Genomic DNA, 24,657 nt, shown 5'->3' on the forward strand with positions numbered 1-24,657 from the left:
TTTAAATTTCGAAAAGGATGAGTGAACATATTTGATGGAAGAAAAAGAAAAAGTCATATTAGTAGGCTGTCAATTGCCACAAGATGATGATGAAAAGTTTATGCATTCCATGAAAGAGCTTGCATCGCTAGCGAAGACTGCACGAGCAGAATTATTAGTGTCTACAACGCAAAAACGACCGAAGTTTCATCCGGCGACTTATATAGGTAAAGGTAAATTAGAAGAGCTTACAATGTTAACGGAAGAATTAGAACCGGATGTTATCGTATTTAATAACGAATTAACGCCGAGTCAAATTCGGAATTTATCCTCAGTATTAGATGCGAGGGTAATTGATCGAACGCAACTAATATTAGATATTTTTGCGCAACGTGCGAAGTCGAGGGAAGGTAAGCTTCAAGTAGAATTAGCTCAGTTGCAATATACAATGCCACGTCTTATGGGGCAAGGATTGTCTTTATCACGTCTTGGTGGTGGTATTGGAACGAGAGGGCCAGGTGAGACGAAACTTGAGACGGATCGTCGTCATATTCGATCACGCGTTGATGAAATAAAGAAACAACTTGCGATTGTTGTGGAACATCGAAAAAGATATCGTGAGAGAAGAAAAGATAATAAAGTATTTCAAGTTTCATTAATAGGATATACGAATGCGGGAAAATCTACACTGTTTAATAGGTTGACGGAAGCAGATACGTTTGAAGAAAACTTGTTGTTTGCAACGCTAGACCCGACGACAAGGAAGATGCCGTTACCCTCAGGTTATACAGTATTACTAACTGATACGGTTGGTTTTATACAAGATTTACCTACGTCATTAATTGCTGCTTTTCGTTCGACATTAGAAGAAGCTGGTGAAGCGGATGTTATTTTACATGTTGTTGATTCTGCAGATCCTAATTATATAGGGCATGAGAAAACAGTAAAACAATTATTGTCAGAACTTGAAATCAATCATATTCCTATTATTACGTTATATAATAAAAAAGATGAGTTACATCAAAACTTTATTCCGTTTCCGAAAAATGACTTCTTAATGACTAGTGCTTTTGAAGAAAGTGATTTATTACATATAAAAGAAGCGATAGAAACGAAAATGAAGGAAGAAATGAATCGTTATCAAGTGGAAATTCCTCCGAGTGAAGGTAAGTTGTTAACGTTATTAAAGACAGAGACACTATTAACAAAGATGGAGTTTCTGGAAGATAAATTTGTGTATAATTGCGCAGGGTATATTTTTGCTCATTCATCGCTTAATGTGCAATTAAAGAGATTTTTAGTGGAAGAAGGAGAAAATAAAAATGTTTGATCGTTTGAAAAATGGAGAAAAAATTGCTCCAATCGTAAAAGAAGTAGAGAGCCAGATTACAGAAGTTCATAAACGCGCGGATGAAGTAATTGAAAGTAATCAGTTTCGTGTATTAGAAAGTTTTCGTAAACATAAAATTAGCGATTCACATTTTATTCCTACGACAGGTTACGGTTATGATGATATTGGCCGTGATACGTTAGAAAAAGTGTATGCGGATGTATTTGGAGCGGAAGCTGGTCTTGTTCGCCCGCAAATTATTTCAGGTACTCACGCTATTTCTACAGCGTTATTCGGTATTTTACGTCCAGGAGATGAGTTGTTGTACATCACTGGTAAGCCATATGATACGTTAGAAGAAATTGTTGGCGTACGCGGAAAAGGTGTAGGCTCATTTAAAGAATATAATATTGGTTATAATGCAGTTCCGCTTACTGAAGAGGGGCTTGTTGATTTTGGAGCTGTTGCGGCTGCAATTCATAGTAATACGAAGATGATTGGTATTCAGCGCTCAAAAGGTTATGCTACTCGTCCGTCGTTTACTATTTCTCAAATTAAAGAGATGATAGCGTTTGTTAAAGAAATTAAACCTGATGTTGTTGTGTTTGTAGATAACTGTTATGGGGAGTTTATTGAAGAGCAAGAGCCGTGTCATGTTGGTGCGGATTTAATGGCAGGTTCGCTTATTAAGAACCCTGGCGGTGGAATTGTGAAAACTGGTGGTTACATTGTTGGTAAAGAGCAGTATGTTGAAGCATGTGCATATCGTTTAACATCTCCAGGAATCGGTGCAGAAGCAGGGGCATCTTTATATAGTTTGCAAGAAATGTATCAAGGTTTCTTCTTAGCGCCACATGTAGCGGGACAAGCGCTAAAAGGTGCGATTTTTACAGCTGCATTTTTAGAGAAGTTAGGAATGAATACATCACCGGCATGGAATGCACCAAGAACCGATTTAATTCAGTCTGTTCAATTTGATGATAAAGATCGTATGATTGCATTCTGCCAAGCGATTCAATATGCATCTCCGATTAATTCTCACTTCACTCCATATGCGAACTACATGCCAGGGTATGAAGATGATGTAATTATGGCTGCGGGAACGTTTATTCAAGGTGCAAGTATTGAATTGTCAGCTGATGGTCCAATTCGTCCGCCTTATGTTGCTTACGTGCAAGGTGGGTTAACTTATTCACATGTAAAGATTGCGATTTGTTCTGCAATTGATGCATTAATTGAAAAGGAATTATTAACAATTTCTTAACGGGAAGCTGTCGATTTCGACAGCTTTTTTCTAATGAAAGTAATGATTTATTTCATTAGAAAAAAGAATGAAAAAATTTATAAAAAAATCATGTAAGAAAAGCTAACATCTATTGACACTAAACATAACATGGTATAAAATGAGAAGCAGTTAAGGCGAAGGAGGAACTGAAACAATGAAAGAAGATAGACGTTCTGCCCCGCTGTTTCCTATTGGTATTGTTATGGATTTAACACAATTATCTGCACGTCAAATTCGCTACTATGAAGAGCATAATCTTATTTCTCCAACCCGTACAAAGGGGAATCGTAGATTATTTTCATTTAACGATGTAGATAAGTTGTTAGAGATTAAAGATTTATTAGATCAAGGCTTGAATATGGCTGGTATTAAACAAGTGTTACTAATGAAAGAAAATCAAACAGAAGCAGTGAAAGTAAAAGAAGAAACGAAAGAAATTTCAAAAACTGAGCTTCGCAAAATACTTCGAGACGAACTACAACATACAGGTAGATTTAATCGAACTTCATTGCGACAAGGTGACATTTCAAGGTTTTTTCACTAAAGATAACTGATTCTGAAGGTGTTTAGAGGGACTAAGGAGGAATTTATAATGGCTAGGTACACAAGAGAAGATATTTTCCGTTTGGCGAAAGAAGAGAATGTAAAGTATATCCGCTTACAATTTACGGACCTTTTAGGAGTAATTAAAAACGTAGAAATTCCAGTGAGCCAATTAACAAAAGCTCTTGATAACAAAATGATGTTTGATGGATCTTCTATTGAAGGTTTCGTACGTATTGAAGAATCGGATATGTATTTATATCCGGATTTGGATACTTGGGTAATTTTCCCTTGGACAGCTGAAAAAGGGAAAGTAGCTCGATTAATCTGTGATATTTACAATGCAGATGGCACTCCATTTGATGGTGATCCACGTAACAACTTAAAACGTGTATTAAAAGAAATGGAAGCATTAGGATTCTCAGATTTCAATCTTGGACCAGAGCCAGAATTCTTCCTATTTAAGGTAGATGAAAAAGGAAATCCAACATTAGAATTAAACGATAACGGTGGATACTTCGACCTTGCGCCGATGGATCTAGGGGAAAACTGTCGTCGTGATATCGTTCTTGAACTTGAAGAAATGGGCTTTGAAATTGAAGCGTCTCACCATGAGGTTGCTCCAGGGCAACACGAAATTGATTTTAAATATGCAAATGCAATTCGCTCATGTGATGACATTCAAACATTCAAACTTGTTGTAAAAACAATTGCTCGTAAACATGGTTTACACGCAACATTTATGCCAAAACCATTATACGGTGTGAACGGTTCAGGTATGCACTGTAACTTATCACTATTCAAAAATGGTGAGAATGTATTCTTCGATCAAAACGGTGAATTACAATTAAGTGATGATGCTCGTCACTTCATCGCAGGTATTTTAAAACATGCACCAGCATTTACAGCGGTAGCAAACCCGACTGTAAACTCTTACAAGCGTTTAGTACCTGGATATGAAGCTCCTTGTTACGTAGCATGGTCTGCACAAAACCGTAGCCCATTAGTACGTATCCCTGCATCTCGTGGTATTAGTACACGCGTAGAAGTACGTAGTGTTGACCCAGCTGCAAACCCATATTTAGTAATGGCTACATTATTAGCAGCAGGTCTTGATGGAATTAAAAACAAATTAACTCCACCAGCTGCAGTAGACCGTAACATCTATGTAATGACAAAAGAAGAGCGCGAAGAAGCAGGTATCGTTGACTTACCAGCAACATTAGCGCAAGCATTAGTTACATTACAATCTAATGAAGTAGTATGCGGTGCACTAGGAGAGCATTTACTTGAGCACTTCATCGAAGCGAAAGAGATTGAGTGGGATATTTTCCGCACGCAAGTACACCAATGGGAACGCGATCAATATATGTCTCTATACTAAGAGGCTTAAACCCTTGACACACAACGTGTTGAGGGTTTTTTTATTTTGTGGGTAAAACACTTTTATTTGAAAGGAGAGTAATTCACCCACAAAACACCCACAAAAAAATCAAACTTACCCCAATACGTTATTCATATAAGCTTCAAACCCTGAAATAGAATCCTTATTAATTTTGTCGCTAATATGAGAGTAAACGTTAGCAGTGATTTCTATACTCTTATGTCCTAGTCGATCTTGAATGTATTTCATACTTGCACCAGACTCTAATAAAAGAACCGCGTGGGTGTGTCGTAATGAGTGTATTTCTAGTCTAGGTAAATTTGCTTTCTTAAGTATGCGTGAGAATGCATTGAACAATGTTGACTTCGGCAAGAAATTTCCATCTACTCTTGAAAAAACTAAATCTAATTCATGTTCATATGCATCTTGTAAAACAAGCTTATTAGCATTTCGCCATTTTTTATGTGCCAGCAATTCATCGACTAATGTTTTAGGAATCATGATAGTACGTTTAGAAGTAAATGTTTTTGTATCTCCAAATAATTCTTCTTTTGTTTTAGCTGTAAAATCCAATGTTTTAGAAATAGTAATAGTATGTTCTTTTAAATTTATGTCTTTCCATTGTAAAGTAGCAGCTTCACCTTTACGCATACCAGTATTCAGAAGTGCTTTGAAAAAGATGTAATAAATATAGTTGTATTGATAAGAAGTTTTTAAGAAAAGAGGAATGTCTTCACTTCGCATGTATTTTAGCCATTCTCTTTCTTTATTGTTCTTATTTGAAATAACTACTTCTTCACAAGGAGTGTTTTCGATTTTTTTTAAGCTAACAGCCGTTTTCATAGCATTGTTCATTGTAGCGTGGATAATTTGAACAGTTCGCTTACTGTATTCCTGATCAGTTAGCAAAGGAAGAACATACTATATTACTGTAAATGAAACCTACGTATATGTGAAGTAATAGGAAAAGCCGGTTCCTATTAAAGGAATCGGCTTATATATTTGTTCATTTCATTATGCTTCATATGCCATGCTGTCAGGAAAGTCTTCGTTTCTTTTTAGACATCGAACAATCCTAGTACATGCACAATTAAAATAATGTTCTCTCATTGTTTCTGAATCTACTAGAGCTTGCTCTAAGTCATAAAACATTCGTTCTTTTTTATTATAATACATTTTTCCTATTTTATCGGGTGATTCAGAAGGATAGTATTGATAAACAACAATCTCTTCATCTTCAAATTCTTTAGTCATTAATAAACATATTGCCATAAATAAAGCCCCTTTTATTTATACTGAATTTTATGTTTGGAGTTGTCTGAGAAAAATGATCTCCTGATTTCTAGTTTGAAATTATTGAGGATGACTAGTCTTCTTTTAAAAATTCAATATTAATTCTATCAACTTCAATTTCAACGAACGTATTAAAGTATTCGCTATGTTCTGGAAAACTTTCATCTTCGTCTTTAATAATGATCCCTGCATCAATAAATTCACGATTTAATATCCCGCTAATACGATATTTAAAAGAATCATCAATTCTTTTTAAACTTTTAACTCCAGCTATGCCCTCATTTATTTCGAAATCATCAAAAATCGTAATATTGAGAATAACAGGATAACTTTTCCCTTCTTCAATTATATACGGACAAACAGTGGAGAATCCTGTAAATACTACACCGTTAATATTTATTGTAACTTCCTCTTCGATTAGTTTATTGTTTTTTTCTACATATGCCATATATTTCATGTTTTTTTCTCCTATTATTAAGCGTGTTGTTACTAAGGTTAATAATCTATGTTTCAATTATACCCCTTTTAGGTAGGGGATAGATGTTACTGTAAATGAAGTCTATGTATACGTCTATTAACCTAGTAGCAGTATGAAAAAGAAATCGGCTCTTTATTTGAGCCGTTTTTTTATATCCTTGTTTGTTGTGTTATACTCCGTATGTCATTTCTTCCAAAAATTCTCCACCACTCTTGATACATTGCATTATTCTGCTACATGCACAATAAAAGTAATGTTCACTTGTTGCAGTTGATTTTACCGGAACTGGATCTATTTCATGAAACATTCGATCTTTTTTATGAAAATACATTTTTCCAACTTTATCTGGATATTCTGAGGGATAAAATTGATATACAACTATTTCCTTGTCTTCAAATTCTTTATTCATTGTAATATGAATTGCCATAATTTATCTCCTTTATTGTTTTATTCTCTATCAATTTCAGGTATTTCCCAAGGGCGACCTGATTTTACAGTTGCTGCATGTGCTGTTTTGTAATCTGTTTTGAAAATCCCTTCAAATCGAGATTCAAAAATTTCATGGTGTAATAAATCTATATCACTTGGAAGGTGCTTACCTGATTCTAATCGTTTCTACGCTAATGACATTGGATAATCGGGATCAAAGTAACCTTTACTACCATCTTTTAGTACATGTTCTTTAAAAAACACATAATCTTTTGCTCTTTGAATACGGTGCTCATTAAAACCCGTATTCTCTGCTATCGCTCTTACATCAGAGGTACTTTTCTTCTTGTAAATAAAGAGTTCATCAGGAGAAACCTTACCATATCTTCCTACTGATTGAATGGTTATCTTTGAAGTGTGTGTTGCTTTTTTACCTGTATTTACAGCTTTAGTCTTAGCACCTTTAGCAAAAGTGAAATAAAAAAAGTGCCGACTCTTAATCGGGTCGGCTACATAATAAAGGTAATATAATTAATAGTACCTTTGCATTTTTAGACATATATATTGTCCTCCTATTTATTTGGAATTTCCCTAACTTCTTTGATCCATTCGGATGGATATCCAAATGGTAATAGTATTTGGTCTTCATCACCTTTAAATATCGTTCCAGACCTAGTGGTTTGTTTTTCAGCTCGTCCTATCTGTAATATTGTACCTGATTAACATATGGAACCATAACAAAAATTATATAAATAAGATATGTAAATTTTTCGTCCTTAAGAGAAGTTTTGAGTAGGAATATTTTTGATGAATTAAGGTGTAAATTTCCTAATTTATATCTTGCTAGGAATTAAGTGTTAAGATACGGTAATAAATGAAAGAAATAAATAGTAAGGAAGATAATGATTAAATTACAATAATTCGCATAAGGAAGCGATCAAAAATGAAGAAAAAAATATCAGTCGTTGGTGCAGTTATATTAAATAATGATAATCACGTACTTTGTGCATTACGTTCCCCAAAGATGTCACTTCCAAATTATTGGGAGTTTCCAGGTGGTAAGATAAATAAAGGGGAACATCCGCGAGATGCTTTAGTACGTGAGATTAAAGAAGAATTGGATTGTTTTATTACTGTAGAGGAACAATTAAAAGCAGTTGAACATGAATACGAGAATATAATTGTTCACTTAGTTACTTATAAAGCGCGTATAAAGTCAGGAATACCTAAGGCCCTTGAACATTCAGAATTGAGATGGATTAGTATTGGTCGTTTAAAGAAATTGAAATGGGCACCAGCTGACATTCCGACAGTAGAGGTATTGTAGTTATAAATATAAGATACAGCAAAATAGATGCATCGTATTTTTAAAATGTAATAGGCGGGGAAACTTGAAAACTAAAAGGGGGTTTTAATAATGGATAAAAAAACAATTGAAAATGGACGTTTTAAAGCTACATATCATAATGAAAAGACGGCTTATTTGGACGGTATAAAAATCTTTCGCCACAGAGACGGAATTGCATTCGAATTTAATGGACAATTAACTTCGATCAATGATAGGGGCAAAAATTCCGTTCGGGGTGCGAATGACCTTTACAATAAATTAAATGCTATACTTCTTGAACTTGGAGTTGAGGAAGGGGAATATGAAAAGAAGAAAAAGGTCGTGACCGACAAGGAAGAAATAAATGAATGACCGTTTGTTTTTGTGGGTGAATCAAAATAATTTATAATTCACCCACGAACCCACCCACAATTCACCCACAAAAAATAAAAAAAGTGATGAATCGCTATGAAACATCACTTTTATAAAATCTTGATAAGTCAACGTTTTTGGCAAGCTTGAAAACTTGATGAATTCAGAGGATATATTCTGCACGCAAGTAGACCAATGGGAACGCGATCAATATATGTCTCTATACTAAGAGGCTTAAACCCTTGATACAACTGGTATCAAGGGTTTTTTATTTCTCTTTTGTTATAACGTCATGTGGTTGCAAAATGAAAAACAGCCACAAGAAAATTTATTCTAAAACATTGTTCATGTACTTTTCAAATCCGGAAATATAACGTGTTGAGGTTTTTGAATTTATCGGGCATTTTCCTAGTAGGAATATAAAGGTGCTAACAAATTCACAAACGGATTTACTAATACCTATGAGAAATGAGCATCATTTGAAAAACCAATGCATTTAATATATACGATCTATTTCGATGGGGAAAAATACTTTGCTGAAATACGATTCAATACAAAGAAAAACAGCCCTGATACTACGGTATCAGGGCGTTTTCGTCATTTATCTACAGTAAATTATGAAGGATATTGTCGTAATTTTTGAGTTGAAATTAAGAAGTGATTAAACAAAAATAAATTATATTGACTCGTTCTATATAAAGAACTAAAATGACAGTAATTAGTAATGTTTATATATTAAAAATAAAAAACATGTGTTTTATTTATGGTTTTTATGGGAGTTTTAACTGAAATCTCATTGGTATTAAATGAGGGGGAGAAGTAATGAATAAGGAAATAAATTTAAAAAATCTATTTACTGTAATATGGAAAAGGGTGTGGATACTATTATTATTTACGACTCTTACAACGGTAGGAGGAGCCCTGTATAGTATGTATATGAAAACACCTTTGTATGCCTCCTCAGCAAGGGTTATTGTTCAAGCAAATGCTGAAACGATGAATACATTAAAAGCGATGGTAAATGAGCCTGTAATATTAGAAAAAGTGGCTGCTGAATTGAATATTAATAGATCTGCAGGTGCATTAAGTGGACAAATAAGTACAGAAAGTGTACAAGGGTCTCAGATTATGAGAATAAATGTAGTGGATATAGATCCTGTTCTTGCTCATAAAATTGCAAATACTACAGCCACTGTTTATAAGAAAGAAGTAGCGAATATACTGAATTTCAATAATGTGAGTATATTACCAGAAGACTCATTTCAAAAAAATTATATGCCTATAAATGTGAATCACTCTAAGACGATCTTAATTGCATTTTCTATAGGTATGGTATTCAGTATTGGCTTCATTTTTTTATTGGATTCACTTGATGAGAGAATTCAATCGGAACGGCGAATAGAGCAATTGTTAGATGTCCCTGTTTTGGGCGGAATATCTAAAATGAATAGAAAAAATGTGAAAGACAAATTCATTGAAAAAAATAAAGCATTATTGGGGGAGGGAACAGAGTGGCTTACAAAAATAGACGAAAAACAAATAAAGTTAAAGGAGAAAGTATAGTTGCTTATACCGCTCCAAGATCGAAAATTTCGGAGCAGTATCGTTCGCTTCGAACAAACCTTCAATTGTCTTCGTCTATTCATAAAAGTAGAACTATAGTTATTACTTCTCCAAGATATGGTGAAGGAAAATCAACGATTACAGTTAATTTAGCAGTCTCGATAGCACAAAAGGGTGAAAAGATATTGGTAATAGATGCAAATTTACGAACGCCAACGATTCATGAAATGTTTGGAATAGAAAATGCAATTGGATTAACTGATATATTGAACGGAAAAACAACTTTAGAAGGTGCTGTGAAAAAAACAGAGGTGGAAAATCTTGATGTATTAACTAGCGGGCCGATACCATTCAATCCATCTGAAGTACTTAGTTCAGATGGATTGGATATGTTAATTCAAAAGGCGATGGGACGGTACGACATCGTATTATTTGATTCTTCTCCTGTATTAGAAGTGACAGATACGAGTGTATTAGCTGATAAGTGTGAAGGAGTATTATTGGTGATTCGCTATAATCGTACTGTGAATGAAGATGCGCTTGAAACGAAAAGAGCGTTAAGTTTTACGAAAAGTAGAATATTGGGTGCAATTTTGAATGGGAAAGTATGAATAAAATAAATAAGTTTTAAAAAAAATAAGATTCATATATATAGGTGTTCTTTATAAAGGATGAAGATTGGGTGATGTCTCCTTACCACTATCAATGGAGGCACTCGATTATGCTGTGGGTTGTGAAAACAGCCTTAGATGCGAGTCATCAAGAGTGTAATGTGAGGGAGGGTTAGATGCCCATTGTTTTATTAAAGTTTCTAACTATATGCTTTTAATAAAGAGAATATAGTTAGAAACTTTAAATTTGAAAGAGTTATGTATGGAATTGATTAAAGGAGGAAGTTATATGACGTATCGACGGAGGATATCGTTATTGCTTTTAATGGATTCACTGATTGTATTAAGTGCTATTTTTTTTAGTTATTTTTTTGTAAATGCTAGCTTCAGTGTTATCACCTTATCATCAGTTATTAGCTCTATCACTTTATTAGTTAGTCATCATTTGTTTGCTTTTATTTATAAGTTGTATAAAAAAGCTTTGGAATATGCAAGTATAGGAGAATTGCTAATTATATGCAAGGTTGTTACATTTTCTATACTTACTACAGCGGCTGTGCAGCAACTAGTCATGGGGAAAATGTATTTTCGATTGTTAGTTGTAACTTGGATGATTCACATTTTATTAATTGGTGGTTCTCGCTTTATTTGGAGAATGTACAGAGATATTTATTATGTGAAAAAGGGAGATAAAAAAAGAACATTAATTGTTGGGGCAGGATCTGCTGGGACAATGGTTGCAAGACAATTGTTGAAAAATAATGCTACTGAATTAATGCCAGTCGCGTTTATTGATGATAATGTCAAAAAACATAATCTTGATATTTGGGGAATTCCAGTAATTGGTGGTATGAATCAAATCGAGTACGTCGCTAAAAAACTGAATATTGAAATAATAATTTTAGCAATTCCTTCTTTAAACAAGCGAAATCGAAATGCTATTTTAAAAGAATGTTTAAAAACTCAAGTAAAAACACAAATTCTTCCAATGTTAGAAGACTTAGTAACAGGTAAAGTGTCAGTGAATGAATTCAGGGATGTTCAAGTAGAAGATTTATTAGGACGAGACCCTGTAGAGTTAGATGTGAATATCATTTCAGATTATATAACGGATAAAGTCATTTTAGTTACTGGTGCAGGTGGATCCATTGGTTCGGAAATTTGTAGACAAGTTGCGAAATTTAAGCCGAAAAAATTGATTTTATTAGGGCATGGAGAAAACAGTATATATTCAATAGAAATGGAGTTACATGAAAAATACAATGATAAAAAAGTCATGTTTATTCCAGAAATTGCAGATATTCAAGATGAAAAGAAGATGCATGTAATAATGAATAAACATCTTCCTGATGTTGTATATCATGCTGCTGCACATAAACATGTACCATTAATGGAAAACAATCCTGAAGAGGCTGTTAAAAATAATTTGATTGGGACTATGAATGTAGCAGAGGCGGCGAGAACACATGGAGTAGGAACGTTTGTTATGATTTCGTCTGATAAAGCAGTGAACCCAACGAGTGTTATGGGAGCGACAAAGAAATTAGCTGAGATGGTAATACAACATAAAGATAAAATGAGTCATACAAAGTTTGTTACTGTACGATTTGGAAATGTGTTAGGGAGTAGAGGGAGTGTAATCCCGTTATTTAAGAAGCAAATCCAAAAGGGTGGACCAGTTACAGTTACGCATCCAGATATGATTCGTTATTTTATGACTATTCCGGAGGCATCTAGACTTGTAGTACAAGCTGGTGCGTTAGCCAAAGGTGGAGAAATTTTTGTGCTAGATATGGGAGAACCAGTAAAAATAGTTGATCTTGCTAAAAACCTCATTCGATTATCAGGGAACTCCGTGGATGAAATAGGAATAGAATTTACTGGTATACGTCCTGGAGAGAAACTTTTTGAAGAATTACTAAAAGAAGATGAAATGAATGAGAAGCAAGTCCACCCGAGAATTTATGTAGGGAAAGAAATGAATGTTCGTATAGAAGAAATAGAAAAGATAATTTCTGAATATACAGATTTAAATGAATTTGAACTAAGAAAGCGATTGTTAAATTTAGTGAATCAGCGTAAAACTTTAAAGCTACTAATACCAGTATCAGGTTAACGGCAAAAATTTATAATAAGACGGGTGCGTGGGATGGTGTCTAAAAAAGTTCTGTTTTGTGCAACTGTGGATTATCATTTTAAAGCTTTTCATTTACCGTATTTGAAATGGTTTGCAGACCAAGGATGGGAAGTACATGTTGCAGCGAATGGGAATATACATCTTCCGTACGTTACTCAAAAATATAATATTCCTATTCAAAGATCACCTCTTAGCATACAAAACCTTCACGCATATAAAAAACTAAAATCAATTATTCATCAAAATAAATATAAAATCATTCATTGTCATACGCCTATGGGAGGGGCGATTGCTCGTCTAGCTGCTCGGAAGGAACGGAGGGAAGGAACGAAGGTCATATATACGGCGCATGGATTCCACTTTTGTAAAGGAGCATCATTCATAAATTGGCTTCTATATTATCCAATTGAAAGAAGTTTAGCGATCAATACAGATTGTCTTATAACAATTAACCAAGAAGATTACAATTTAGCAGTTAAACATCGCTTTCAAGCGAAAGATATTAAATTCGTTCACGGTGTAGGGGTAGATATAGAAAGATTTACCCCAGTAACTGAAACGGAAAAACAAGCATTAAAGCTAAAATTTAACTATAATCCACAAGATTTTTTAATGTTTTATGCTGCTGAATTTAATAAGAATAAAAACCAAAGTTTTTTAATTCGTGTATTAGCACAATTGAAAAATGAAATTCCGTATGCGAAGCTTTTACTTGCTGGTGAAGGGCCGTTAATGAAAGAATGCAAAAAACTAGCTACTCAACTTGGGGTGAGTAATAAGGTGCACTTTCTTGGTTATAGAAATGATATAGCCTCTTTACTACAAATATGTGATCTTGCAGTTGCATCGAGTTACCGAGAAGGTTTACCCGTTAATATTATGGAAGCGATGGCTTGTGGACTTCCGGTTGTAGCTACTGATAACCGTGGGCATAGGGAGTTAATTATTAATAATAAAAATGGTTGGATTATAGATCACGATGATATACAGGCGATGTCTGAAAGAATAGAGACTATTTCTAAAAATACTAAATTACAAGCAAAGTTTGGACAGTATGGACGTACTAGTATTACGAATGAATATTCAGTTAATGAAGTGTTGAAAGAGAAAAAAGAAATTTATACAAGTTATATGGATGAAATGGAGGATTTAAATTGGGTACTCCATTAAGAGTATTACATGTAGTCGTAAATATGAATAGGGGCGGAGCCGAAACTTTAATTATGAATTTGTATCGTAATATAGACCGCTCAAAAGTACAATTTGATTTTTTAACTTGTAAAGAGGGGGTATTTGATGAAGAGGTAGTAACATTAGGCGGAAAAGTTCATCGAATTCCATACGTTACAGATGTTGGTCATAGAGGCTATATAAAAGCGCTAGATACTTTCTTTAACGCTCATCCACAATATAAAATCGTTCATTCACATATGGATAAAATGAGCGGTTTTGTACTTCGTTCAGCTAAAAAAGCGAGGGTGCCAGTTAGGATTGCTCATAGTCATAATACTAGTAGTGAAGGTGGTACTGCTGCAAAAATTTATAAATGGTATGCAGGAAAATCTATAGATACATGTGCAACACACTTGCTAGCATGTTCAAACGCTGCTGCTAGGTGGTTATTTTCAGGTAAAGCTGATGTAGCTAAAATCTTAAAAAATGGAATTGATTGTGATAGATTTTTGTTCTGTCCAGAAATGAGAAAACAAGTAAGAGAAGAATTACAACTTGAGCAAGACGCTCTTGTTATTGGCCATGTTGGGAGATTTGCTCATCAAAAAAATCATACTTACCTTATAGAATTATTCGCTCAGTTAACTCGATTTAGGCCAAAGTCGATGCTTTTATTAGCTGGCGAAGGGCCACTTCGTGTGGAAATTGAAAATCAAGTAAGGGAATTGAATTTGGAGAATCATATAAGATTTCTTGGGATACGAGCCGATATAGAGAGGGTACTTCAAGCATTTGATGCATTTGTTTTTCCATCCATACATGAGGGATTACCACTTACTCTCATAGAGGCGCAAGGAGTTGGTTTACCTTGTATTATATCAGATGCAATTACGAAAGAAGTGGACTTGGGAATGAACCTAGTTGAACATGTTCCTCTGACAGATAAAAAGGCTTGGATAGAAAAAATGAAAAATATAGAAATTAGTAATTTGTCGAGAAAAATACCAGCTCAAGTATTTTTAGAAAAAGGCTACGATATAAAACATACGGCAGAATTAACTCAAGACTATTATTCAGTACTTTCGAGGTGAGGAATATGGAGAATTTAACGATTTTCACCCCTACTTATAATAGAGCGTATTGTCTTACAAATTGTTATGAGAGTTTAAAACGTCAAACATGTAAGAGTTTTATATGGTTAATAATAGATGACGGATCTAATGATAACACAAAAGAATTGGTCGATAGCTGGATAGCTGAAAAACATATCAAAATTATGTATCATTGGCAACAAAATCAAGGGATGCATGGTGCACATAATACAGCCTATGAAATGATTGATACGGAGTTAAATGTTTGTATTGATTCAGATGATTATATGCCAGATGATGCTGTAGAAAAAATCCTTTCTTTTTGGAGTCGCTACGGAAATGATGAAGTTAGTGGAGTAATTGGATTGGACTTGTATACAAATGGGCAAATAATTGGCTCAAAGTTACCAGAGAATCTTAAATACTCCACACTTTTTGATCTTTATAACAAATATGGTGTCACAGGTGATAAAAAATTGGTCTATCGCACGGAATTGACTAGGAAATATCCATACCCCATTTTTAAAAATGAAAAATATGTAGGGTTAGCGTATAAATACTATATGTTAGATCAACAGTATAAGATGTTATTGCTGAACGAGGCACTTTGTTATGTGGAATACATGGCTGATGGATCATCAATGAACATGTTAAATCAATATCGTAAAAATCCAAGAGGGTTTGCTTTTTATCGCAAGGAACTTATGAAATTGCCATCTACTAATCGACTATTTAAGTATAGGCAAGCTATACATTATGTATCTAGTAGTTTCATAGCAAGAAATAGAAGGTTTATACAAGAATCACCATGCAAAGGACTAACATTGTGTGCACTACCATTTGGGGCTATCCTTTATAGTTACATTGCAATGAAAACAAAAATGAAAGTAAACATATAGAGATTTATTTAGTAAGGAAATGAGAGGAAATAATAATGACTATACTTTGGATGAATCTTGCTATAGTATTCATGCTCGCATTTTTTGCAAGGTATTTTGCTATACCAGTGACTAATAGTCTTATATTGATAAAGCCCAATAGGCTGTTGATTATAATGGCGGCTTTGTCTCTTGTGTTGGTGGCGGGGCTTCGAAATAATATTGGGGATACTTATTTTTATATGCATGCATATAATGTTACTGAATTTAATTGGGAATATATCCAAAATAATAAAGACATGGGATTCAATATTTTTCAAATGATTTTAAAGGGGTACACTGATGATCCTCAAGCTATGGTTTTTATTACAGCTTTAATAACAAATTTATTAATTGTAGTCACTTTATATAAATATTCAAGATTAATTGAGATAAGCCTCTATGTATACATAACATCTGGAATGTATTTAGTCTCTATGAATGGAATAAGGCAGTATTTGGCTGCAGCTATTGTTTTTGCGGCAACAAAATATATTTTTGATGGTAACTGGAAAATGTATGTGTTAATTGTACTCTTTGCTTCAACTTTCCATCAAAGTGCACTAGTACTTATTCCTGTTTATTTTTTAATAAGAAGGAGAGCGTGGTCAGGGATAACATTTATACTTCTTTTTTTAGCAGTACTTATAGTTATAGGATTCAATCAATTTACAGAGGTTTTATTTAAAGCAATAGAAGACACTCAATATAGTCAATATAAAGAATTTCATGAAGGTGGAGCTAATATATTGAGGGTTGTTGTGGATTCGACACCGCTTATTCTGGCGTATATTGGTAGGGATAGATTGAGAGAGATTTTTCCTAAATGTGATGTTATCGTAAATATGGCTTTGCTTGGCACGGTATTTATGTTTATTTCAACACAAAATTGGATTTTTGCAAGGTTTTCTATTTATTTCGGATTATATCAACTGATATTAATTGCATGGGTAATAAAGTTATTTACAAAAAAGGATCGAAAATTAATTTATTATAGCATCTTGTTATGCTATTTTATTTATTTTGTTTATGAACATATTATTACTTTGGGAGTTATTTATAAGAGTAATTATTTTTGAGCTAATGTTAGAAGGGGATTAAGTGAGTGGAGGGAGTAATTTGGAAAATATACGGGAGAAGATTCCTCGTAAAATACATTATTGCTGGTTTGGAGGAAAAGAAAAGCCTAGTATGATAGAAAAATGTATAAATAGCTGGAAGAAGCATTTACCAGAGTTTGAGATAATAGAGTGGAATGAAAAAAATTTCGATATTAATTGTAATATATATACAAGGGAAGCCTATGAAGAAGGGAAATATGCATTTGTAAGTGATTATGTAAGAGTTCATGTGTTGTATTACTATGGTGGAATTTATTTAGATACTGATGTCGAAGTTTTTAAATCTTTTGATGATTTATTACATCACCATTCTTTTTGGGGATTCGAACAAGAAAATTATATAGCTACTAGTACGATAGGTGCAAGAAAAGGAAACCAGCTTATTAAAGTGTTTTTAGACTCTTATACAGATAAAAAGTTTATAAAACAAGATGGAACTTATAATGATTTGACAAATGTAGCAATTGTAACAGAAATTCTACAGAAGTTAGAATTAAAGCTAAATGGAGAATATCAAGAAATAAAAGGGGCAGGAGTTTTTTATCCTCAAACATATTTTTCTCCATATGATTATATTAATTGTAGAAAATTCATTACTAAAGATACGTATGCAATGCATTATTTTAATAAAAGTTGGTTGCCGCTGAATGTAAGGGTGAAGGTAAATTTAAAAGTTATTTTGTCTAAAATAATTGGTGGAGATAATATTTCGAAAGTAAGGAAAGTCTTTTCTAAATAATGGAGGGCTAATTATGAATTTAAATGTTGTGTATTCAAGTGATAATAATTATGCGCAGCATGTAGGGGTATCGTTGCTATCGCTGTTGCAAAATAATCAGCATTTTAATAACATTAATATTTTTCTTATTGAAAATAATCTTTCGTTAAATAATAAAAAAAAATTAAACACAGTTTGTAAAAAATATAACAAAACTATTCAATACATAAATTTTAATGTTTTGTTAGATAGATTAAAACTTAATATTGATGATTCAATTGCAATAAATTCGTATGCTAGATTATTTTTAGCAAGTATCATTCAAGGAGAGTTGGATAAAATTATCTATCTAGACTGTGATTCAATAATCAATAGTAGTTTAAGTGATTTATGGAATATTGATATTACGGAATGTTTTGTGGCAGGTGTTTGTGATACGGTTAGTAATCAAACTAAATTAAGAATAGATATGGATAAAAGTGATGGATATATAAACGCTGGTATGCTCTTAATAAACCTTAAGAAGTGGAGAGAAGAAAATATTGAACAGAAATTTATGGAATTCATAAAGAAGAAAGATGGTAACGTATTCCACCATGATCAAGGAACTATTAATGGTGTTTTAAAAGATAAGGTTTTATATCTTCATCCAAAGTTTAATGCAATGACTCCTTTTTTCACTATGAGTAGGAAAGAAATTATGAGTTATTATGAGCTAGAGAATTATTATAACGAGAATGAAATAGATGAAGCAGTAAAAAATCCTGTGTTTATTCATTATACTCCTGCATTTGTAAATAGACCTTGGATAGAAGGGTGTAAACATCCATTAACATCGCTGTATAAGAGCTATTTAGATATGACTCCTTGGAAGGGTACTGATTTATGGAAAGATAGAAGGGGGAAAGTGGAGAAGGCTATTGCTTTATTATATACTAGATTGCCATTTCGTATTGCGCATCATATAAGAAATTTAATTTTTAAGTAGATATTGATTTAGGGTAGGGGATGTAAGTGCGAAAAAAAATATTAATAAGTATGTATTCATTAAATATAGGTGGTGTAGAAAGAAGTTTAATAGGATTGTTAGAAACATTTAACTATAAAAAATATGATGTTGATTTATTTTTATATAGGCAAGAAGGGGATTTTATTAATTTTATTCCTAAAGAAGTCAATATATTACCAGTAATAAAACAGTATACAACGTTTGAAAGACCTATAAAAAATATCATTAAAGAAGGTCATGTGTATTTAGGAGCTATGAGGATTCTTGCAAAATTAAAGGCGAAAATTAAGAATAAGGGGCAGAATATAGAGCAAGGGACATACAAGCAGATGCAATATACATGGCGATATTCACTTCCAGTATTACCTAAATTGAAAAAAGAGTATGATGTAGCGATAAGTTTTTTGGGCCCACATGATTTTATTCTTGAAAAAGTAAATGCAGATATAAAAATAGGCTGGAACCATACAGACTATTTTACAGTAGTGAACCCGGATAAGCCATTAGATGAAAAAATGTGGAATAAGCTCAATTACATTGTTAATGTATCTAAGGAATGTCAAGAATCTTTTTTGAAGGTATTTCCTACTCTTAAGCAAAAAGCGATTGTTATTGAAAATATTTTATCTCCCAACTTTGTAATAAATCAATCAAAAAAAAGTGTAGAGAATGAGATGGATGATGCAGGAGTTATAAAGATTTGTTCGGTAGGGCGATTAAGCAATGCAAAAGGTTTTGATCAGGCGGTATTATCTTGCAAAAAATTGGTTGAATTAGGATATAACGTAAAATGGTATGTTGTAGGGTATGGGGGAGAGGAAACATATATAAAACAATTAATAATAGAGAACGAGATGGCTGAAAGATTTGTATTGCTAGGTAAAAAAATCAATCCGTATCCGTATATTTTAAGTTGTGATATTTATTGTCAACCATCGCGATACGAAGGGAAAGCAGTGACAGTGAGAGAAGCACAAATTCTAGGGAAAGCGGTAGTAATAACAAATTTCCCTACAGCAAAAGGGCAGCTTCGTCATAGTTTTGATGGATGGATAACTCCAATGGGAGTAGAAGGAATAGTCGAGGGAATAAAAACGTTAATTGAGGATATAGAATTAAAGACGAGGTTAATTAGTAATACGATGCAGGAAGACTATGGAAATATCAGTGAAATTGAAAAATTATATAAAATTTTTAATCAATAAAATAAATAGTTATAAGTGGAATAAAAGGGTCTGGTTATGTGGTGTAAATATGGGAGAGATTACATAGATTAAGCTAATTCAGAAGGGAGAGGAGGATGTGGAAGCGAAGGTAAGTATTATAGTGCCAGTGTATAATTCAGAAAAATTCATTTCTAAATGTTTAGAAAGTATAATTCGACAAACGTATAGAAATATTGAAATACTAATTGTAAATGATGGATCAAGTGATGAAAGTGAAACGATAATTAATGTATATCGAGAAATAGATCATAGAATAACATATTATTATCAAAATAATAGTGGCCCTTCTAAAGCTCGAAATAAAGGGATTTTAAATGCAACAGGAGAGTATGTAATTTTTCTTGATTCGGATGATACTGTAGATGAAAATTATGTTATGTATTTATTAAATGAAATGATTAATTCCAATTCTGATTTAGTATGTTGTGGCTATAAAGATATTTCTAAATATGGCGTGTTGAGTTGTTCAGATTTTAATTTTGAAAGTAGTATTTCTGTAAATTCCTTCATGGAGATGGTTTGTAAGGGAACTGGGGGAGTGTTATGGGGGAAAATATACAAAAGGGAGATAATTTCTTCATCTAACTTAAAGATGGATGAAGAGATATTTATGTGTGAGGACTTAGTCTTTGTTTTGCAATACGCAGCTCAATGTAAAAGGTTTAAGTATATAGAAGCCTATTTATATAATTACAATAGGTTAAATCAATATAGTATAAGTACAAATATTTCAATACATTATATGCAAAATTATATATCGGTCTGTAAGAGAATTGAGGAAATATTTAAATCAGTGGAGTTAGATGAAAAGCAGATACATGAGATAATTACAAGGAGAATTCAAGGTAATGTATTGAATTTAATCGAACAACAGAGTATAAATATAAAATCAATAGGTATAAAAGCTTCTATATTAAATACAAAGAAAATTTTGTCTATGAAATACGTTAGAAAATATATTAATTCATTTTCGTCAGACACTAAGGTTTACCAATTATATATATATATTATTAGAAATAGATTTATAATATTAGGTGTTATATACGGAATATATTTAAATAAATTAAGAAATATTAAAGGGAAACTAAGAGGGGGGAGGTAAATAAATATATGAAAAAAAATATACTCTTTGTTATAGATTCGCTAACCATCGGTGGAGCAGAAAAAAGTTTGCTTTCTTTATTAAATTTAATTGATCCTTCAAAGTATGCAATTGATGTTATGTTTTTTAAAAAAGGAGGAGAGCTCGAAACTTATATCCCTAATTATGTGAATATTTTAAAATCTCCTCCTTATTTTCGTTACATAAATAATGAGAAGTTTCCTAAAAGTAAAAGGTTTACATATCTTTCTTATAGAATAAAAACCTCTCTCAACTTAAGACTAAATAATTATAGAAAATCTGCTTTACATAGTGAGCAAGTGGTCTTTCAAAGCTTAAATAAAATCATTATGCCGATACAGAAAAAGTATGATGTAGCGATTGCTTATAGTCAGGGAATGCCTACATATTTTGTTGCAAATAAAGTGTCGGCATTACAAAAACTAGCATGGATAAATACTGACTATGTAAATACATTATATGATAAAGAGGTTGATTTTAAATCGTATAAGAAGATGGATAAAATAATTGCGGTTTCAGAAAATACTAAAAATTCAGTATGTAAAACCAGAAAAGAATATAATGAAAAGGTTGATATTCTATTAGATATTGTGTGTCCTAGTATGATTCATAAATTAGCTCAGGAATATGAAGTGGAGGAGTTTGATAAAACGATTATAAATATTTTAACAGTTGGAAGATTGGTTACTGCAAAAGCGTATTTTAAGGCTATAGAAGTAGCGAAATTGTTAAAAGCATCAGGTTATAAATTTAAATGGTATGCAATTGGAGAAGGACCAGAAAAAAGCATGCTTCAAGAATTAATAGATAGATATGAATTGAATGGTTATTTTGTATTACTAGGAAAAAAGTTAAATCCCTACCCATACATGGAAAACTGCGATATATATGTACAAACATCTTTAAAGGAAGGGTTTGGACTTACGGTAAGTGAAGCAAAAATATTAAAAAAGACTATTGTATGTACTAACTTTGCTACGGCAAAAGAAATTATTAATCATAATACAGATGGTTTAATAGTAGAACATGATATAGAGAGTATATACAAAGGCGTGAGAAGATATATAGATGATAGTGATTTTAGAGAAGAAATATCTAAAGAATTAAACTCTATGGAGCCTTATAATTCGGTAAATCAATTGGAGAAATTCTATGATTTAATAGAAAATTGATGGGTGTTGATAATAAAATGAAAAAAGTGTTTGTTGACATTTATTTGATGTTTAATTTTGGAGATGATTTATTTTTAGATATCCTTGTAAAAAAATATCCAAATTGTTATTTTACAGTGAATCATTTAGGTTCAAATTATGATCAATTTATTTCTCAATATAATAATGTTAGCAGAAGAAAATATACACTGCTGAATAAAATTGGACAACGCCTAAAATTATCAGATAATATAACTAACTATGAAAAAATAGCAGAAGAACATGACGCAATACTATTTATAGGAGGATCTATTTTTAGAGAAGAAGCGTACCATAGCTCTTTATATCGAGATAGAATGAAAATGGTTATGGAATTTAAGAGAAGAAAAAAATTAGTATTTATATTAGGCGCGAATTTTGGTCCTTTTAAAACGGAAGAATTTCTTGATGACTATAGAAAGTTTTTTGAGTTATGTGATGATGTTTGTTTTAGAGATGTATATTCATATCAACTATTTGAAGATTTACCGCAGGTTAGGTGTGCATCAGATATTGTTTTTCAGATGAATACAGATGAATATAAGTTAGATTTGTCTGAAGAAAGAATTGGATTTTCAATAATAGATGTCAGACATAAACAAGGGCTAGCCCATTATTATAATGATTATATACGTAGTACTATAAAGACAATAGAATTATTAGTGAACAAAGGCAATAAATGTTATTTAATGTCATTTTGTGAACAAGAGGGTGATTTGGATGTGATTAACACAATTCAATCAGGTCTTTCCTCTAATGTATTAGATAATATAGTAATTTATAAATATAGGGGCAATTTAAAAGAGGCTATCGAAATGATGGCCTCTTTTAAATTATTAATTGCAGCGAGATTTCATGCTAATATATTAGCGTTATTATTAGGTATTGGAATTATTCCTATAATATATAGTCAGAAGACCATCAATATCCTGAAAGATATTGATTTTAATAAGACTTTAATAGATATGGAAAATCTGCAATTACAATATGATGAAAAGGTTATAGATGCATCCATTGATTATAAGTTTAATTTAGAGGCTACAATGATTAAGGCGAAGAAACAGTTTGAAAAATTAGATAAATTTTTAGGTAATGAGGCAGTGAAATCGGAGGGAATATGAAAAAAAATATTATCTTTATGGTCATTAATATGAATGTAGGGGGAACCGAAAAGGCATTACTTAATATGATATCTGAAATTCCAAAAGATAAGTATAGTATAACTATTTTAATGCTAGAGAAATACGGTGGTTTTTTTAATTCTATTCCTAGAGAAGTTCACATTAAATATTTTGAAGAGTACGAAGAGATAAAAGGTATATTAAATGAGCCGCCCCACATAATTTTTTTAAATTTGCTAAAAGAAGGGAAAATAATAAGAGGTTCCAGAATAATGCTTCTACATCTTTTAACGAAGTTTATAAAAGATAGAAGCCTTTTTTTTAAATATGTACTTAGAGAGTATCCTGTAGTGGAAGATGAATATGATATTGCAGTAGCTTATGCTGGTCCAATGGATTTCATAAGTTATTTTGTTATTAATAAAATAAAAGCAAAAAGGAAATTTCAATGGATTCATTTTGATGTAACAAAAATCAAATTTAATCAAATATTTTCAGATAAGCTATACAAAAAATTTGATCATATATTTGTTGTATCTAATGAAGCAAAATATAAGTTACTTAGTATCATTCCTTCTATAAAACAGAAAACAGAGATATGTCCTAATATAGTTTCTGCAAAATTAATACAGAATGAGGCAAAAGAAGGAAAGAGATTTAACGATAATTTTTTGGGAATAAGAATATTAACAGTTGGTAGATTAACAAATGAAAAAGGGCAAGATCTTGCTATTAAAGTACTGGCAAGATTAATCAATGAGGGATATAAAGTTAAATGGTATTGTGTGGGGGAAGGTGGGGCTAGAAAGGAATACGAAAAATTAATAGCAGAATATGGTTTAGAAAGAGATTTTATTATGTTGGGAGAGTTAACAAATCCATATGGCTATATGAAAACTTGTGATATATATGTGCAACCATCCAGATATGAAGGGTTTTGTATAACGCTTGCTGAAGCAAAGTGTTTACACAAAGCAATTGTAACCACAAATTTTACTGGGGCAAAAGAACAAATTAAGAATAGGGAAACAGGAATGATTGTAAATATTTGTGAAGATGATATTTATGAAGGTGTAAAAAGTTTAATAGATAATCGCAGTATATGTGAAGTTTTTTCTGGGAATTTGGCAAATGAAAATTTTGATAAAACATTAGAATTGAAAAGAATTTATGAATTTTTTTAAAGCTAATATATTTAACTTTGCAAGAATAGTGATAAAGTGGAAGTTTAATATGA

The 24,657-nt window shown here is 32.2% G+C and carries 23 protein-coding genes and 1 pseudogene; 20 read left to right on the forward strand and 4 right to left on the reverse strand.

Annotated elements, in window-relative coordinates; all coding sequences use genetic code 11:
- Positions 1-34: 34 nt before the first annotated feature.
- The 4 genes from hflX (at position 35) to glnA (ending at position 4,521) form a co-directional block, all read left to right on the forward strand.
- Entirely contained in the window at positions 35-1,309 is a 1,275-nt protein-coding gene (hflX, locus tag QCI44_RS09265; protein ID WP_016135180.1) for a GTPase HflX, read from the forward strand.
- Positions 1,302-2,573: a methionine gamma-lyase family protein gene (locus QCI44_RS09270; RefSeq protein WP_000460296.1), complete on the forward strand. Its 1,272-nt coding sequence runs from the start codon at positions 1,302-1,304 to the stop codon at positions 2,571-2,573. Before hflX ends, QCI44_RS09270 begins: the two co-directional genes overlap by 8 nt.
- 175 nt (positions 2,574-2,748) lie before the next feature.
- The gene (gene glnR, locus QCI44_RS09275) at positions 2,749-3,138 is read left to right on the forward strand and encodes a transcriptional repressor GlnR (protein ID WP_000656779.1); all 390 of its coding nucleotides are present in this window, start codon (positions 2,749-2,751) and stop codon (positions 3,136-3,138) included.
- A gap of 48 nt (positions 3,139-3,186) precedes the next feature.
- A complete protein-coding gene (glnA, locus tag QCI44_RS09280; RefSeq protein ID WP_000135339.1) occupies positions 3,187-4,521 on the forward strand; it encodes a type I glutamate--ammonia ligase in 1,335 nt (444 codons plus the stop codon).
- A gap of 114 nt (positions 4,522-4,635) precedes the next feature.
- Here glnA and QCI44_RS09285 read toward each other — a convergent pair.
- From QCI44_RS09285 to QCI44_RS09300, 4 genes and pseudogenes are all read right to left on the reverse strand, one after another.
- Positions 4,636-5,427 (reverse strand): annotated as a pseudogene (locus QCI44_RS09285) (site-specific integrase); the annotation flags it as partial.
- Positions 5,428-5,535: 108 nt separating this feature from the next.
- Positions 5,536-5,793, reverse strand: a complete 258-nt coding sequence (locus tag QCI44_RS09290) for a hypothetical protein (protein ID WP_016086718.1) — start codon at positions 5,791-5,793, stop codon at positions 5,536-5,538.
- 94 nt (positions 5,794-5,887) lie between these two features.
- A complete protein-coding gene (locus QCI44_RS09295) occupies positions 5,888-6,271 on the reverse strand; it encodes a hypothetical protein (protein ID WP_016086719.1) in 384 nt (127 codons plus the stop codon).
- Between the two features lie 190 nt (positions 6,272-6,461).
- The gene (locus QCI44_RS09300; RefSeq protein ID WP_016086720.1) at positions 6,462-6,719 is read right to left on the reverse strand and encodes a hypothetical protein; all 258 of its coding nucleotides are present in this window, start codon (positions 6,717-6,719) and stop codon (positions 6,462-6,464) included.
- A gap of 945 nt (positions 6,720-7,664) precedes the next feature.
- On the opposite strand from QCI44_RS09300, the gene QCI44_RS09305 reads away from it, so the two are divergent.
- The 16 genes from QCI44_RS09305 to QCI44_RS09380 all read left to right on the forward strand — a co-directional run bounded on the left by QCI44_RS09305 (position 7,665) and on the right by QCI44_RS09380 (position 24,604).
- Entirely contained in the window at positions 7,665-8,048 is a 384-nt protein-coding gene (locus tag QCI44_RS09305) for a (deoxy)nucleoside triphosphate pyrophosphohydrolase (RefSeq protein ID WP_016086721.1), read from the forward strand.
- A gap of 90 nt (positions 8,049-8,138) precedes the next feature.
- A complete protein-coding gene (locus QCI44_RS09310; RefSeq protein ID WP_016086722.1) occupies positions 8,139-8,420 on the forward strand; it encodes a hypothetical protein in 282 nt (93 codons plus the stop codon).
- Positions 8,421-9,242: 822 nt separating this feature from the next.
- Positions 9,243-9,983 carry a YveK family protein gene (locus QCI44_RS09315; RefSeq protein ID WP_016135178.1) on the forward strand — a complete coding sequence of 247 codons (741 nt, stop codon included), beginning with the start codon at positions 9,243-9,245 and terminating at the stop codon, positions 9,981-9,983.
- On the forward strand, positions 9,932-10,594 hold the full coding sequence (locus QCI44_RS09320; protein ID WP_016086724.1) for a CpsD/CapB family tyrosine-protein kinase: 663 nt from the start codon (positions 9,932-9,934) through the stop codon (positions 10,592-10,594). Before QCI44_RS09315 ends, QCI44_RS09320 begins: the two co-directional genes overlap by 52 nt.
- A 289-nt stretch (positions 10,595-10,883) precedes the next feature.
- The gene (locus QCI44_RS09325) at positions 10,884-12,710 is read left to right on the forward strand and encodes a polysaccharide biosynthesis protein (RefSeq protein ID WP_016135177.1); all 1,827 of its coding nucleotides are present in this window, start codon (positions 10,884-10,886) and stop codon (positions 12,708-12,710) included.
- A 33-nt stretch (positions 12,711-12,743) separates the two neighbouring features.
- The gene (locus tag QCI44_RS09330; RefSeq protein ID WP_016086726.1) at positions 12,744-13,901 is read left to right on the forward strand and encodes a glycosyltransferase family 4 protein; all 1,158 of its coding nucleotides are present in this window, start codon (positions 12,744-12,746) and stop codon (positions 13,899-13,901) included.
- Positions 13,886-14,995 carry a glycosyltransferase family 1 protein gene (locus tag QCI44_RS09335; RefSeq protein ID WP_088084144.1) on the forward strand — a complete coding sequence of 370 codons (1,110 nt, stop codon included), beginning with the start codon at positions 13,886-13,888 and terminating at the stop codon, positions 14,993-14,995. The genes QCI44_RS09330 and QCI44_RS09335 overlap by 16 nt, the downstream gene beginning before the upstream one ends.
- 5 nt (positions 14,996-15,000) lie before the next feature.
- Positions 15,001-15,894, forward strand: a complete 894-nt coding sequence (locus tag QCI44_RS09340) for a glycosyltransferase family 2 protein (RefSeq protein ID WP_098560302.1) — start codon at positions 15,001-15,003, stop codon at positions 15,892-15,894.
- A 35-nt stretch (positions 15,895-15,929) separates the two neighbouring features.
- Positions 15,930-16,991 carry an EpsG family protein gene (locus QCI44_RS09345; RefSeq protein ID WP_353811077.1) on the forward strand — a complete coding sequence of 354 codons (1,062 nt, stop codon included), beginning with the start codon at positions 15,930-15,932 and terminating at the stop codon, positions 16,989-16,991.
- A gap of 40 nt (positions 16,992-17,031) precedes the next feature.
- Positions 17,032-17,772, forward strand: coding sequence for a glycosyltransferase family 32 protein (locus QCI44_RS09350; RefSeq protein WP_353811078.1), 741 nt, complete (start codon positions 17,032-17,034; stop codon positions 17,770-17,772).
- A gap of 13 nt (positions 17,773-17,785) precedes the next feature.
- Entirely contained in the window at positions 17,786-18,739 is a 954-nt protein-coding gene (locus QCI44_RS09355) for a glycosyltransferase family 8 protein (protein WP_353811079.1), read from the forward strand.
- A 50-nt stretch (positions 18,740-18,789) separates the two neighbouring features.
- Complete coding sequence (locus tag QCI44_RS09360; RefSeq protein ID WP_353811080.1) at positions 18,790-19,965, forward strand: glycosyltransferase; 1,176 nt, start codon at positions 18,790-18,792, stop codon at positions 19,963-19,965.
- 97 nt (positions 19,966-20,062) lie between these two features.
- A complete protein-coding gene (locus QCI44_RS09365; protein ID WP_353811081.1) occupies positions 20,063-21,088 on the forward strand; it encodes a glycosyltransferase family 2 protein in 1,026 nt (341 codons plus the stop codon).
- An 8-nt stretch (positions 21,089-21,096) separates the two neighbouring features.
- Positions 21,097-22,281: a glycosyltransferase gene (locus QCI44_RS09370; protein ID WP_353811082.1), complete on the forward strand. Its 1,185-nt coding sequence runs from the start codon at positions 21,097-21,099 to the stop codon at positions 22,279-22,281.
- A 17-nt stretch (positions 22,282-22,298) separates the two neighbouring features.
- Positions 22,299-23,420, forward strand: coding sequence for a polysaccharide pyruvyl transferase family protein (locus QCI44_RS09375; protein ID WP_353811083.1), 1,122 nt, complete (start codon positions 22,299-22,301; stop codon positions 23,418-23,420).
- Positions 23,417-24,604 carry a glycosyltransferase gene (locus tag QCI44_RS09380; RefSeq protein ID WP_353811084.1) on the forward strand — a complete coding sequence of 396 codons (1,188 nt, stop codon included), beginning with the start codon at positions 23,417-23,419 and terminating at the stop codon, positions 24,602-24,604. The genes QCI44_RS09375 and QCI44_RS09380 overlap by 4 nt, the downstream gene beginning before the upstream one ends.
- Positions 24,605-24,657: the final 53 nt, after the last annotated feature.

Source organism: Bacillus cereus group sp. RP37 (genome assembly GCF_040459695.1).
GTDB lineage: Bacteria > Bacillota > Bacilli > Bacillales > Bacillaceae_G > Bacillus_A.

What these genes read in the sequence shown, in the direction of transcription:
- QCI44_RS09300 (WP_016086720.1), bottom strand. Translation starts at nt 6,719, where the DNA reads ATGGCAATTCATATTACAATGAATAAAGAATTTGAAGACAAGGAAATA.
- glnA (WP_000135339.1), top strand. Translation starts at nt 3,187, where the DNA reads ATGGCTAGGTACACAAGAGAAGATATTTTCCGTTTGGCGAAAGAAGAG.
- QCI44_RS09375 (WP_353811083.1), top strand. Translation starts at nt 22,299, where the DNA reads ATGAAAAAAGTGTTTGTTGACATTTATTTGATGTTTAATTTTGGAGAT.
- QCI44_RS09345 (WP_353811077.1), top strand. Translation starts at nt 15,930, where the DNA reads ATGACTATACTTTGGATGAATCTTGCTATAGTATTCATGCTCGCATTT.
- QCI44_RS09370 (WP_353811082.1), top strand. Translation starts at nt 21,097, where the DNA reads ATGAAAAAAAATATACTCTTTGTTATAGATTCGCTAACCATCGGTGGA.
- QCI44_RS09305 (WP_016086721.1), top strand. Translation starts at nt 7,665, where the DNA reads ATGAAGAAAAAAATATCAGTCGTTGGTGCAGTTATATTAAATAATGAT.
- hflX (WP_016135180.1), top strand. Translation starts at nt 35, where the DNA reads ATGGAAGAAAAAGAAAAAGTCATATTAGTAGGCTGTCAATTGCCACAA.
- QCI44_RS09310 (WP_016086722.1), top strand. Translation starts at nt 8,139, where the DNA reads ATGGATAAAAAAACAATTGAAAATGGACGTTTTAAAGCTACATATCAT.
- glnR (WP_000656779.1), top strand. Translation starts at nt 2,749, where the DNA reads ATGAAAGAAGATAGACGTTCTGCCCCGCTGTTTCCTATTGGTATTGTT.
- QCI44_RS09380 (WP_353811084.1), top strand. Translation starts at nt 23,417, where the DNA reads ATGAAAAAAAATATTATCTTTATGGTCATTAATATGAATGTAGGGGGA.
- QCI44_RS09270 (WP_000460296.1), top strand. Translation starts at nt 1,302, where the DNA reads ATGTTTGATCGTTTGAAAAATGGAGAAAAAATTGCTCCAATCGTAAAA.
- QCI44_RS09340 (WP_098560302.1), top strand. Translation starts at nt 15,001, where the DNA reads ATGGAGAATTTAACGATTTTCACCCCTACTTATAATAGAGCGTATTGT.
- QCI44_RS09330 (WP_016086726.1), top strand. Translation starts at nt 12,744, where the DNA reads ATGGTGTCTAAAAAAGTTCTGTTTTGTGCAACTGTGGATTATCATTTT.
- QCI44_RS09355 (WP_353811079.1), top strand. Translation starts at nt 17,786, where the DNA reads ATGAATTTAAATGTTGTGTATTCAAGTGATAATAATTATGCGCAGCAT.
- QCI44_RS09295 (WP_016086719.1), bottom strand. Translation starts at nt 6,271, where the DNA reads ATGAAATATATGGCATATGTAGAAAAAAACAATAAACTAATCGAAGAG.
- QCI44_RS09290 (WP_016086718.1), bottom strand. Translation starts at nt 5,793, where the DNA reads ATGGCAATATGTTTATTAATGACTAAAGAATTTGAAGATGAAGAGATT.
- QCI44_RS09325 (WP_016135177.1), top strand. Translation starts at nt 10,884, where the DNA reads ATGACGTATCGACGGAGGATATCGTTATTGCTTTTAATGGATTCACTG.
- QCI44_RS09315 (WP_016135178.1), top strand. Translation starts at nt 9,243, where the DNA reads ATGAATAAGGAAATAAATTTAAAAAATCTATTTACTGTAATATGGAAA.
- QCI44_RS09360 (WP_353811080.1), top strand. Translation starts at nt 18,790, where the DNA reads ATGTATTCATTAAATATAGGTGGTGTAGAAAGAAGTTTAATAGGATTG.